Genomic DNA, 11,804 nt, shown 5'->3' with positions numbered 1-11,804 from the left:
CATGCAGCGCGCCACCTACCGAACCGCCGGCACGCTCGCCGCACTGCGTCAGCCGCAGCCCGCGCACATCACGGCGCGAGACATCCTGCGCCGCCATCTGCACGACGCCGGCCGGACGCTGGACTCGCTGGCCACTGCATGGAACTGCAAGCGGTTCAGCGTGTGGCGCATCTTCCAGCGCACCGAGCGGCCGCTGCAGCCGCATCACGTCGAGGGCGCAATCACCGCCCTCTCCCTGGACGAATTCGACGCCAACGAGCTCCGCCTGCGTGCTGCACGCGAGGCCGGTTGGTCGATCGATCCGCAATTCTTGCTGGAGCAGAGCAATGGGTGACATGGGCGAAACCTTCGCAACGATGAAGGCTGCGACCAAGCAACACCGCGCTGAAATGCTTGAACAGGCCGATACCTCGGGCTGGGAGCAACTGACCGAATGGCACTACCGCCGTCAGTTCGGCAAGACCCGCGTCGATTGGTGGCCGAGCGGCGGCAAGGCTCAGTTGTTCGTCAAGGGCAGCGGCAGGCCACCACGGATGGTCTACGGCCACAGGAACGTCAATGCGCTCATTGCGCGGCTGAAGGAGCAGAGCAATGGCTGACCGCAACCGATTCACCCGCCGCGCGCCCGGCAAGGGCCATGGCCTGACCTGGGCGCGCTTCCCGACTGTCGACGGCTCGGCAGTGATCTACCGGCTCTGGCGCCGCGACCACCGGCGCAAGCCGCACCAGATCGAGCGCGCGTTCTTCACCGACGCCGAGCCCGCACACATCGCCAAGGTCCTGCGCCAGGCAAAGCGCGACCTGCGCGACCGCGTGGACGAGATCGACCTGACCGCCCTGGAGGAGCAAGCAGCATGAGCCACGACAACAAGCCCGCGGCAGCGCAGGGTGAAATCCCCGAGTCTGTTCTGGACGCGGTGGCCGCTGCCATCGGTTCCGGCGTCTACTACTGCAACCGCACATGGTCGGCATGGAGCTACGGAACCATGGGGCCGGGCGACTTCCACCCGGTCGCGGATGATGGCGACCATGTGGCCGAGATTGCACAGGCTGCGATCGCCGCCATGCAAGAGCATGCCCCCGTCGCCGCAGCGCCGGTTGATGGAGACTTTGATGGCGCGAGCTACAAGCGCATGTTCATCGACGCATGTTCGGCTCTTGCGGAAGTGTCTCGGGAACTCGGCGTAGATCCGGAACAGGGTGGCGCTGAGCCGATCCTTGCAGCCATCGCCAAGCTGAAGGCAAGCGCCCCCGCAGCGCCGGGGAACGACCTGGAGGGTTGGGCATTTGAGCGCCCTTCCGGGGCTGACGTGATCGTGATTTCAGCGCCGAACGGCAACACCTGGATAGCAGAGCCGGACGACCGGCTGCACATGCTTGCTGCTGCAGTGATCGACGCCAGCCCCAAGGGCGGCAGCGACGAGCGGGCGCGTTTTGAGTCATGGGCAGAGAAGCATCGCCGCCTCAGCTGCCCGGGCTACCTCGCACGCCACGCTCTTTCCGGTGCCTACTGCATCCAAGTCACGGATACCGCATGGGACGCATGGCAAGCCGCCAAGCAGGCCACCAGCGCCGAGGTGGGGTCGTGAGCGGCTGGACGCACGCGGGCTTCCGCGACATTGCACGACGTGCTGACAGGCTGGCGTCCGATCTTGCACGCCAAGGTGCAGACGCCGTGACTATCCAGAAGGCTGAGGGAATTTCCGCAGTTGCAATGCGACATGGTTGGACGGACCCACGTCCACATGCACAGCGCAACAAGCAGCCCACCAGCCACGGCGCGGGGGTGTCGGATGGCGATTGAAACGAAGACCGTCACTGTCTGCACCTGTGACCTGTGTCAGCAGGAGTGCGATGCAAACGAGGGCGATATGTCCATCACTGTGAACGGCGGATATCGCGACGTTGGCCCCACGACCCTGGACGCAAGTTGGAAGCTGAAAATCCCTTACGGGCCGCAGAAGCCACTCGCATGCCGAGCATGCATCGAGAAGCTGATGGCCGCATACCTGCGGACAACTGGATGGGAGGTGTCCCGTGAATGACCAGCAGCGCGCCAGGGAGTTGGCATCCCGCCTTGATACGACCGCCTCGGCCTACGGAATGCTAGGCGAAAAGGAACTGCCGACACTGCTACGCGAGGCCGCCGCCGCCCTGCGCGCCGCGCCGGAGGTGCCTGCAGCTCGGGTCACTGAGCCATTGCGCGCAGACGAGTCGCGGCAGGAGCAGGCCGATTCAGCGATCTACAACCGGGGTTGGAATGATTGCCGGGCCGCACTGCTCAATCAGCACCGTGTCGCCATCGTGGCCGACAGTCCGCAGGTTGTTCCGTCGCCCGCACTCGGGGCACATGAAGTGCATCCCGAAGCTGTCGATGTTGGGCTCGACCTCGGAGAAGCCGGTGAACGTCTCGTGGCAGCGGATGCACTGGAGCATGCCTCCGGTGTACGCCAGAACTGTGACGGTTCCGCTACCGCGCCGGCAGCATGGACGGCGGTTCCGGTTGAGTTGACTGACGAGCAGCTGCGAAACGCGAACAGGCAAACCGGCCTCGGCAGGGCTGAACTCAGGGCGCTGTGGGCAACGCTGCTCGCCGCCCGCCCGCAGGGGGTGAAGGATGCGAGTTGAGCCGATCAAGGTGACCGTCTATCGCGCACCTACCGCAGGGCGTCGCTACCTGTCCAAGCGTGCTGCTGTCCGCGCCGAAGCCCGGGCGCTGATGGAGCGCAAGTATCCGACTGAACGTGGAGACGAGACAGATGGATGGCATCACTGGCATTGGTCCGAGGATCCCCGCCTCGCCCTGGTCTATGACCGGCTGGTGCGGATGCTGTCCCGGGCCATGGCGACGGGCGCGAAGGGGGCTGCGAATGCGTAACTGCAACGCATGCCAACGCCTGCTCCCCGATCTGGCCTTCCCGAGCAAGGGGCGCCAGGGCCGCGCGCGCACCTGTGCCGTCTGCATCAACGACCAGCGCCGGCTCCGCGCTCCCCTGCCGCCGGTCCACCCCGACCCGGTGCAGGTTGAGCTGAACAACTGCATGCGCATGTGGTTCGGGCCTGTGCGGCCAATGCCGAGGTATGCCGTATGAGCGCCGCTGAAGCGATCGACCACATTGCCATCGGTCACGACCTGGCCCGCAAGGCCGGGGTCAACCTGGACAAGGCCCGGCCACGTACCCGCCGCATGTGGGAGGCGCGCGGCTTGGCCGTGATCGCGCTCGCCCGCGGCGACCTGGAAGAGGCGAAGAAGATCATGCGGCCATTTGCGAGGAAGCCACGGTGACCACCCAGCAGCTATTCCCCAAGCCGGCCAAGCGGATGAAGCAGCCGCCCAAGGACCTGCTGCGCGAGCAGCTGGCCACGGCCGCCGACGAGATCATCCGGCTGCGCGCCCAGGCGCTGGCCAACGAAGACCGAATCAAGAGCGCCCGCGCGGCGCTGGAAGGAGAGCAACATGGCTGACGAGATCGCGCTGCTGCCACTGAAGGAAGTGAAGCAGAAGGTCGGCATCAGCACGGCCACCATCTACCGCATGATGGCCCGCGGCGAGTTCCCCAAGCCGCGCAAGATCGGCACGAAGTCGCTGTGGTTCCAGCCCGAAATCGACGCCTTCATCCTCGCAGTTGCAGCAGGAAACGCCTGGTCGCCGAACATGGGGCAAAACATGGGGCAGGATCTCGCGGCATGAAAAAAGCCGCTGTAATCAGCGGCTTAGTTCAACACTTGGCGGAGTGAGAGGGATTCGAACCCTCGATAGAGCTTTTGACCCTATACTCCCTTAGCAGGGGAGCCCCTTCGGCCTCTCGGGCATCACTCCGTTTTTCTTGCCCGCTGCGTATTCCGTAGCGGGGCGCGAAGAATAACGTTAAACGAGGTGAAAGGTAAACCCTTATTCGGAAGTTTCTTCACTTCCCGATGCACCCGCATCATCGCCACGCTGGATGCGCTGGAAAATCTCCTCGCGATGCACTGCCACATCCTTCGGCGCGGTGATACCGATACGTACCTGGTTGCCCTTGACACCGAGCACGGTCACGCTGACCGAGTCGCCAATCATCAGGGTTTCGCCTACACGGCGAGTCAGGATCAACATTTTTGCGAATCTCCATGGAACCGGGGGGCTTCCCGCCGGCATTGGCGCGCTTTGAAGCGATGCGCCCCACGACAAAGGGAAAAGACTCCCAATGTTAACGGCAGGGCGCAAAGACCTTCAAGGCAGATTTCTGTTCATGTTCAGGTCAAATGCGGCTTTATCCACGCCAGCACACCGTCAAGGGCCGACACGAGCTTCGGACCATCCTCACCGCCACCCTGGGCCATGTCTGGACGGCCGCCGCCCTTGCCTCCGATCTGACCGGCGACATGGGAGAGCAGTTCCCCGGCCTTGACCTTGCCCAGTGCGGCGCCGTTCACACCGGCGACCAGCGCCGCCTTGCCGTCCTGCACGCCCGCCAGCAGGATCACCGCGTCGCCCAACTGCTGCTTGAGGCGGTCCATGGCGTCGCGCAGGGCCTTGGCGTCAAAGCCTTCCAGGCGGGCGGCAAGCACCTTCACGCCGCCAACCTCGATGGCCGAGGCGCCCAGGTCCTCGGTCGCACCGGAGGCCACCTTGGCCTTGAGTGCTTCCAGCTCGCGCTCCAGCTTCTTCTGGCGCTCGCCCAGCTGGCGGATCTTGTCCACCACGTCCCCTGCACTGCCGCCCAGCAACTGGGCCGCATCATGCAGGCGCTGCTCCTCGTCGGCCACGTAGTCCAGCGCGCCCTGCCCGGTCACCGCCTCGATGCGGCGCACGCCCGAGGACACACCGCCTTCGGAGGTGATCTTGAACAGGCCGATGTCACCGGTGCGCGACACGTGCGTGCCGCCGCACAGTTCGGTCGAGTACTCGCCCATCTTCAGGACACGCACGTGCTCGCCGTACTTCTCGCCGAACAGCGCCATCGCACCGAAATCCAACGCTTCCTGCATGCCCATGTTGTGCACTTCGGCCGCATTGTTGGCACGCACCTGCTCGTTGACCTTGCGCTCGATGACAGCCAGCTCTTCGGCCGTGATCGGCTGGAAGTGCGAGAAGTCGAAGCGCAGGCGATCCGGCGCCACCAGCGAGCCCTTCTGCTGCACATGGGTACCCAGCACTTCGCGCAGGGCCGCATGCAACAGGTGGGTAGCGGAGTGATTGAGAATGGTGGCGCCACGACGCTGGGCATCCACCTGCCCGGCCAGCACGTCGCCGATCTTCAGGGCACCCTGCTTCAACGTACCGACATGGCCGTGGAACTGGCCCGCGAACTTCTGCGTGTCGCCGACGGCGATCTGCAAGCCGTTGCCCACCAGCGTGCCGGTATCACCGACCTGGCCACCGGACTCGGCGTAGAACGGGGTCTGGTCAGTCAGCACGATGACCTCATCACCGGCCTGGACGCTCTCCACCGGACGGCCATCCTTGAGCAGCGCGACCACGGTCAGGCCATCAGCCTGCAGGCGGTCGTACCCCAGGAACACGGTCGGCTTCAGCGTAGCGACCAGTTCGGCGGACAGCGTCACGCCACCGCCGAACTTGCCGGCTTCACGGCCCTTGCGGCGCTGGTCTTCCATTGCGGCGTCGAAGCCGTCGGTGTCCACGGTCAGGTCACGCTCGCGCGCGATGTCCTGGGTGAGGTCAAGCGGGAAGCCGTACGTGTCGTACAGGCGGAACGCATCCACGCCCGGGATCACCCCATCGCTCACCTTGGCGGCGACGTCGTCGAAGATCTTCATGCCGGCGTCGAGGGTTTCGGCAAAGCGCTCCTCCTCGGCCTGCAGGGCACGCACGACCGTATCGACCTGTGCCGGCAGCTCCGGATAGGCCTCGCCCATCTGCTCGACCAGGGTCGGCACCAGTTTGCTGAAGAACGGCTGGCGCACGCCCAGCATCCACCCATGGCGCAATGCGCGACGGATGATGCGGCGCAGGACGTAACCACGGCCTTCGTTCGACGGCAGCACGCCATCGACGATCAGGAACGAACAGGCGCGGATGTGATCGGCGATCACGCGCAACGACTTGTTCTCCAGGTCGGCCGTGCCGGTCAGCTCGGCGGCCTTGCGGATCAACGCCTGGAACAGGTCGATTTCATAATTGGTATGCACATGCTGCAGGATCGCCGCCAGGCGCTCCAGGCCCATGCCGGTATCCACGCACGGCGCCGGCAATGGCTGCAGCGAGCCGTCAGGCTGGCGGTCGAACTGCATGAACACCAGGTTCCAGATCTCGATGAAGCGGTCGCCATCCTCGTCCGGCGAGCCCGGGGGACCACCGGCGATATGCGCACCGTGGTCGTAGAAGATCTCGGTGCAGGGGCCACACGGGCCGGTGTCGGCCATCTGCCAGAAGTTGTCCGACGCGTACGGTGCACCCTTGTTGTCGCCGATGCGCACGATGCGCTCTTCCGGGATGCCCACCATGTCACGCCACAGCGCATGGGCTTCGTCGTCGGTGTGATAGACGGTGACCAGCAGGCGCTCGGCCGGCAGCTTCCAGACCTGGGTCAGCAGTTCCCACGCCCAAGCGATGGCTTCCTTCTTGAAGTAGTCACCGAAGGACCAGTTGCCCAGCATCTCGAAGAACGTGTGGTGACGGGCGGTGTAGCCCACCGAGTCGAGGTCGTTGTGCTTGCCACCGGCACGCAGGCAGCGCTGGACGTCGGCCGCGCGCACGTAGCTGCGCTTTTCCGCCCCCAGGAACACGTCCTTGAACTGCACCATGCCGGAGTTGGTGAACAGCAGGGTCGGGTCATTGCCCGGCACCAGCGGCGCCGACGGCACGATGGTGTGGCCCTTGCTCTTGAAGAATTCGAGGAAATCGCTGCGGATCTGGGAGGTAGTGAATTTGACAGGTGTATTCATGGGGACTGGCAATAAGCTGGCAGACGGGTCCCGACCACCCTGGCGGGCACGGGAATTCGGGACAACCGAAACCCTGAAAGGGTATCAGGCCCAGCCCTCTCAGTCCTCTGGATCGTATCGGGTAGCGCTGCGGATACAGCTGCCGTCAAACCCGCGCCGGGCCAACAGATCGGCGGCCTTGCGCCGTTGCGGCAGTTCCTGCGGGCCGTCCTCGCCAAAACGGCGGCATACCAGCTCACGGGCGTTCTCCGCCCAATCGCCCTCGAACGTGGCCATCGCGGCCTCGATCTGCTCCCCGCTCAACCCATGGGTGCCCAGTTCGGCCCGGATATGCAACGGCCCATAGCCGGTATTGGCCCGGTTGCGGACCAGCGCTTCGGCGAAGCGGGTATCGTCCTGCCAGCCCTCCTCGGCCAGCCGGTTCACGGCGGCGTCCACCGCTTCGGCCTCGATGCCCCGGGCCTTCAGCTTGCGGCCAAGCTCCTTGCGCGAATGCTCGCGGCGCACCAGCAGGCCCAGCGCCCGCTGCAAGGGGGTCTGCTCACGGCGGCGCTTGCCCTTGCCGGCCGCTGGCTCCTCAAACTCGCTCATTGCGTCCATCACCCTCCAGGATGGCGCCATCCCTGGCACAACGGCTCCTGGATAAAATGCCGCGGGAGCGGGACGACGTCACTGACGATGCGCCGCCCGCCCCCACGGGAAACTCATTCCTCGTCCTGCTCGTCGTCGCCTTCTTCACGCGCAGCTTCGGACGGCTGGAACTTCTCGCGCAGCTCGGCTTCCAGGCGCGCGGCGACCTGCGGGTTGTCGCGCAGGTAACCACGGGCGTTGTCCTTGCCCTGGCCGATGCGCTCGTCGCCGTAGCTGTACCAGGCACCCGCCTTCTCGACGAGCTTGGCGTCCACGCCCATGTCGATCAGCTCGCCTTCGCGCGAAATGCCCTCGCCATAGAGGATCTCGGTGATGACCTGCTTGAACGGCGGGGCCAGCTTGTTCTTGACCACCTTGATCTTGGTCTGGTTGCCGATGATCTCGTCACCCTTCTTGATCGCGCCGATGCGACGGATATCCAGGCGCACCGAGGCGTAGAACTTCAACGCATTGCCGCCGGTGGTGGTTTCCGGGCTCTGGCCCGGCATCATCACGCCGATCTTCATGCGCAGCTGGTTGATGAAGATCACCAGCGTGTTGGAACGCTTGATATTGCCGGTCAGCTTGCGCAGCGCCTGGCTCATCAGGCGGGCCTGCAGGCCCGGCAGCTGGTCGCCCATCTCGCCTTCGATTTCCGCCTTCGGGGTCAGTGCAGCCACCGAGTCGATCACCAGGATGTCCACCGAGCCCGAACGCACCAGCATGTCGGCGATTTCAAGTGCCTGTTCACCGGTATCGGGCTGGGACAGCAGCAGGTCATCCACGTTCACGCCCAGCTTGGCGGCGTAGATGGGGTCCAGCGCGTGCTCGGCGTCGATGAAGGCGGCGGTGCCGCCCAGCTTCTGGCACTCGGCGATGGCCTGCAGGGTCAGGGTGGTCTTGCCGGAGGACTCCGGGCCGTAGATCTCAACGACGCGGCCCTTCGGCAGGCCACCAATGCCCAGCGCGATATCCAGCATCAGCGAGCCGGTCGGGATGGCCTCGACGGGCTCGACCACACGGTCACCCATGCGCATCACCGAACCCTTGCCGAACTGCTTTTCGATCTGGCCCAGTGCAGCGGCGAGCGCGCGCTTCTTGTTCTCGTCCATCGGGTTCGTCCTCGTCGTTGATTTCGTAGATTTCGTCATGGGGTCCACTGTAGGGGTGTCGTATCGCAAAGGCTGAGACTGGCGGCGAGACGACAAAATTATTGGGCCGGCAAGGATACCGGCAGCAGCACAACCAGCCCTCTAACGTAAGAAAAACAGGTGGTTATGGCTGCGCAATCCGTCCCCATCAGCGGTTCGGCCGGAGCAGGCCGCAATACAGGCCTTCGATCGAGAAGTCCTGGTCGGGCAGCACTTCGATCGGCGCGTAGTCGGGATTGCGGGGCAGCAGGCGGATGCGGTCCTTGGCGATCTTGAGCAGCTTGACCGTGATCTCCTCATCGATCCGCGCCACCACGATCTGGCCCGAGCGCGCGTCACGGGTGCGGTGCACGCCGATCAGGTCGCCATCGAAGATGCCCTCGTCGATCATCGAATCGCCCTGCACCTTGAGCAGGTAGTCCGGCGCCGGCGAGAAGAACACCTTGTCCAGCACCACGAAGTCATCCGAGCCGATGTCCGCGCCGATCGGCAGACCCGCGGCCACGCGCCCCAGCACCGGCAAGCGCAGGATCTGGTCGTTGGCGGCAGGCAGGGCCGGCACGGCGGCGTCTGTCCCGGCCGAGGGGCGTACCACGCGGATACCACGCGCCCGACCCGGCACGCGCTCGATGGCGCCGGCCGCTTCCAGGGCATCCAGGTGATATTGGGCCGAGCGCACGCCCTTGAAGCCAAAGGCACGTGCGATCTCGGTCTGCGATGGGGGCACGCCCTCGGCTTCGATGCGCTCGGCGATCAGGTCGAGGATGGCCTGCTGGGTATCGGTCAGGTTCATGGTTAGTAGTATTGCTACTAACAAAAGCCGCCGTCAACAGGGCAGGAGTTCAGTTGGCTGAACCGCCACGACGTTCCGGCCGGCCAGGACTTCATCCCTGCCTGAATACCCTCACAGGGTTTCCAGGCCGCGCAGCGCGGCGCCCACGGTCTGCCGTCGCACGGCTTCGCGGTCACCCTCGAAATGGAACAACTCGGCGCGGGTGTAGCCCCCACGACGCTTCCAGCCGATCCACACGGTGCCAACCGGCTTGTCCTCGCTGCCGCCACCCGGCCCCGCGATGCCGGTCACCGCCACGGCCACGCTTGCACCCGAGCGCACCAGTGCGCCGGAAACCATCTCGATCACGGTTTCGCGACTGACCGCGCCATGGCTTTCCAGCGTCTGCGGACTGACGCCCAACAGTGCCTGCTTGGCCTCGTAGCTGTAGACGACCATGCCGCTGTCGAACCAGTCCGACGAGCCCGCAACGCCGGTCATGGCCTTGGCGATCCAGCCACCGGTGCAGCTCTCGGCGGTGACCACGTGATCACGCGCCGCGCGCAGGCGCTCACCTAGCTGGGCGGCCAGCTGGTCCAGGTCGAAGTCGGTGGGAATGCTCATGGGAACGTCCGTGGGGGATGACAGCGTTGTAACGCAAATCATCGCCGGATGCGCCCCTTTGCCGAGCCCTGGATGGCAGAAGGGCCACTTGGCGGCCCTTCGATGTCACCACTCCGGTTCCGGCTCCGGCAACAATGCGCGGATCACCGCACCGTCGGCGCCGGCCGCCAGTTTCTCCGCCTCCGCAATGGGCAGGTCTACTTCGATCAACCAGCCCTCATCGTCGGCCTGCTCGCTGCGGATCACCTCCAGCTGATGCAGGCGCGAACGCAGGCGGCCTGCACTGGGCGGCAGCCGGATCGTGCCGGTCACGTGCTGCAGGCCGAGCCGGCGGCCCAGCACGGATTGCAGCAATTCCAGCCCGCGTCCGTCGCGCGCCGAAATCCAGACGCGCTCGCGGCGAGACTCATCCGGCACGCCGTCCTGCGCGTCATGACGCACCTCGGCACCTTCGATCCGGTCGATCTTGTTGAATACCAGCAACTGCGGCAGCTCGCCGGCACCCACCGCCTGCAGCACCTCGTCGACCTGCGCGATGCGCTCCTCGCGCAGCGGATCGGCCGCATCGACCAGGTGCAGCAGGAAGTCCGCTTCGCGCGCCTCGGACAGGGTCGAACGGAAGGCCGCGACCAGTTCGTGCGGCAGATCGCGGACGAAACCCACGGTGTCGGCCAGCATCGCCTTGCCGCCGGGCAGCGCGATGCGCCGCACGGTCGGGTCGAGCGTGGCGAACAACTGGTCCGCCGCATACGCACCCGCACCGGTCAGTGCATTGAACAGCGTGGACTTGCCGGCGTTGGTGTAGCCCACCAGCGCCACGCGCGGCATTTCGCTGCGCACGCGCGCGCGACGCATCTGGGTGCGCTGCACTTCGACCTTTTCCAGGCGCTTCTGCAGTTGCTCCACCCGCTTCTGCAGCAGGCGGCGGTCGGTTTCCAGCTGGGTTTCGCCCGGGCCACGCAGACCGATGGAACCGCCACGCTGGCGCTCCAGGTGGGTCCAGCCGCGGACCAGCCGGGTGGCCAGATGACGCAACTGCGCCAGCTCGACCTGCAGCTTGCCTTCATGGCTGTGCGCACGCTGGGCGAAGATGTCCAGGATCAGGCCGGTACGATCGATCACGCGCCGTTCCAGGAACCGCTCCAGATTGCGCTCCTGCACGGGGGTGAGCTGATGGTTCACCAGCACCAGGTCGGCGCCGGTGGCGTCGGCCGCAGCCTTCACCTCGTCCAGTTTGCCGCTGCCGATCAGCGTGGAGGGGTTGGGCCGATCCATGCGCGCGGCGATGGTCGCCGCGATGCTGGCGCCGGCGGAGCGGGCCAGATCGGTGAATTCCTCCAGCACATCCTCTTCCAGCCGCCCTGCATGCGGCTGGATCAGCAACGCATGTTCGCCCCGTTTCGAGCGGTCAAACATGCGCCGCCACCTGCTTATTCGTTGTCGTCATCGCCTGCCTGGGAACTGCTGTCGGCGGACTGCACGTAACCACCGCCCGGGCCAACCTTGACGTTGCGCGCCGGCACCACGGTGGAGATGGCGTGCTTGTAGACCATCTGGCTGACGGTATTGCGCAGCAGCACCACGAACTGATCGAACGATTCGATCGTGCCCTGCAACTTGATGCCATTGACCAGGTACACCGAAACCGGCACGCGCTCGCGGCGCAATGCGTTCAGAAACGGATCCTGCAAAGACTGCCCCTTGGACATCGTCTACTCCTCGTTATTGTTCTTATGGGC

17 protein-coding genes and 1 tRNA gene are annotated in these 11,804 nt (G+C 65.3%); 9 read left to right on the top strand and 9 right to left on the bottom strand.

Annotated elements, in window-relative coordinates:
• Position 1: 1 nt before the first annotated feature.
• The 9 genes from ATCM_RS19305 (at position 2) to ATCM_RS02830 (ending at position 3,691) form a co-directional block, all read left to right on the top strand.
• Positions 2-334 (top strand): hypothetical protein, encoded by a 333-nt coding sequence (locus tag ATCM_RS19305; protein WP_243693944.1) that lies wholly within the window; start codon positions 2-4, stop codon positions 332-334.
• Positions 327-599: a hypothetical protein gene (locus ATCM_RS02865; protein ID WP_132862750.1), complete on the top strand. Its 273-nt coding sequence runs from the start codon at positions 327-329 to the stop codon at positions 597-599. Before ATCM_RS19305 ends, ATCM_RS02865 begins: the two co-directional genes overlap by 8 nt.
• On the top strand, positions 592-858 hold the full coding sequence (locus ATCM_RS02860) for a hypothetical protein (RefSeq protein WP_132862749.1): 267 nt from the start codon (positions 592-594) through the stop codon (positions 856-858). Before ATCM_RS02865 ends, ATCM_RS02860 begins: the two co-directional genes overlap by 8 nt.
• Complete coding sequence (locus tag ATCM_RS02855; protein ID WP_132862748.1) at positions 855-1,589, top strand: hypothetical protein; 735 nt, start codon at positions 855-857, stop codon at positions 1,587-1,589. Before ATCM_RS02860 ends, ATCM_RS02855 begins: the two co-directional genes overlap by 4 nt.
• Before the next feature lie 448 nt (positions 1,590-2,037).
• Positions 2,038-2,628, top strand: coding sequence for a hypothetical protein (locus ATCM_RS19050; protein ID WP_165931106.1), 591 nt, complete (start codon positions 2,038-2,040; stop codon positions 2,626-2,628).
• Between the two features lie 10 nt (positions 2,629-2,638).
• A complete protein-coding gene (locus ATCM_RS02845; protein ID WP_132862746.1) occupies positions 2,639-2,878 on the top strand; it encodes a hypothetical protein in 240 nt (79 codons plus the stop codon).
• 210 nt (positions 2,879-3,088) lie between these two features.
• A complete protein-coding gene (locus tag ATCM_RS02840; RefSeq protein ID WP_132862745.1) occupies positions 3,089-3,286 on the top strand; it encodes a hypothetical protein in 198 nt (65 codons plus the stop codon).
• Positions 3,283-3,465 carry a hypothetical protein gene (locus tag ATCM_RS02835; protein WP_132862744.1) on the top strand — a complete coding sequence of 61 codons (183 nt, stop codon included), beginning with the start codon at positions 3,283-3,285 and terminating at the stop codon, positions 3,463-3,465. The genes ATCM_RS02840 and ATCM_RS02835 overlap by 4 nt, the downstream gene beginning before the upstream one ends.
• A complete protein-coding gene (locus ATCM_RS02830; RefSeq protein WP_132862743.1) occupies positions 3,458-3,691 on the top strand; it encodes an AlpA family phage regulatory protein in 234 nt (77 codons plus the stop codon). Before ATCM_RS02835 ends, ATCM_RS02830 begins: the two co-directional genes overlap by 8 nt.
• Before the next feature lie 36 nt (positions 3,692-3,727).
• Here the strand turns inward: ATCM_RS02830 and ATCM_RS02825 are convergent.
• The 9 genes from ATCM_RS02825 to hfq all read right to left on the bottom strand — a co-directional run bounded on the left by ATCM_RS02825 (position 3,728) and on the right by hfq (position 11,774).
• A tRNA-Ser gene (locus ATCM_RS02825) sits at positions 3,728-3,820 on the bottom strand.
• Positions 3,821-3,892: 72 nt separating this feature from the next.
• Complete coding sequence (gene csrA / locus ATCM_RS02820) at positions 3,893-4,096, bottom strand: carbon storage regulator CsrA (protein WP_132862742.1); 204 nt, start codon at positions 4,094-4,096, stop codon at positions 3,893-3,895.
• 140 nt (positions 4,097-4,236) lie between these two features.
• Positions 4,237-6,888, bottom strand: coding sequence for an alanine--tRNA ligase (alaS, locus tag ATCM_RS02815; RefSeq protein ID WP_132862741.1), 2,652 nt, complete (start codon positions 6,886-6,888; stop codon positions 4,237-4,239).
• Positions 6,889-6,987: 99 nt separating this feature from the next.
• The gene (gene recX / locus ATCM_RS02810; protein ID WP_132862740.1) at positions 6,988-7,479 is read right to left on the bottom strand and encodes a recombination regulator RecX; all 492 of its coding nucleotides are present in this window, start codon (positions 7,477-7,479) and stop codon (positions 6,988-6,990) included.
• Positions 7,480-7,592: 113 nt separating this feature from the next.
• Complete coding sequence (gene recA / locus ATCM_RS02805; RefSeq protein ID WP_132862739.1) at positions 7,593-8,630, bottom strand: recombinase RecA; 1,038 nt, start codon at positions 8,628-8,630, stop codon at positions 7,593-7,595.
• Positions 8,631-8,817: 187 nt separating this feature from the next.
• On the bottom strand, positions 8,818-9,462 hold the full coding sequence (gene lexA, locus ATCM_RS02800) for a transcriptional repressor LexA (protein WP_132862738.1): 645 nt from the start codon (positions 9,460-9,462) through the stop codon (positions 8,818-8,820).
• A gap of 111 nt (positions 9,463-9,573) precedes the next feature.
• Positions 9,574-10,065 carry a CinA family protein gene (locus tag ATCM_RS02795; protein WP_165931105.1) on the bottom strand — a complete coding sequence of 164 codons (492 nt, stop codon included), beginning with the start codon at positions 10,063-10,065 and terminating at the stop codon, positions 9,574-9,576.
• A 105-nt stretch (positions 10,066-10,170) separates the two neighbouring features.
• On the bottom strand, positions 10,171-11,481 hold the full coding sequence (gene hflX, locus ATCM_RS02790) for a ribosome rescue GTPase HflX (RefSeq protein ID WP_132862737.1): 1,311 nt from the start codon (positions 11,479-11,481) through the stop codon (positions 10,171-10,173).
• A gap of 14 nt (positions 11,482-11,495) precedes the next feature.
• Positions 11,496-11,774, bottom strand: a complete 279-nt coding sequence (gene hfq, locus ATCM_RS02785) for an RNA chaperone Hfq (RefSeq protein WP_132862736.1) — start codon at positions 11,772-11,774, stop codon at positions 11,496-11,498.
• Positions 11,775-11,804: the final 30 nt, after the last annotated feature.

The sequence above is a fragment of the Stenotrophomonas sp. ATCM1_4 genome (genome assembly GCF_004348115.1).
Taxonomy (GTDB): domain Bacteria; phylum Pseudomonadota; class Gammaproteobacteria; order Xanthomonadales; family Xanthomonadaceae; genus Stenotrophomonas; species Stenotrophomonas capsici.
This window is presented reverse-complemented; position numbering and strand designations above follow the sequence as displayed.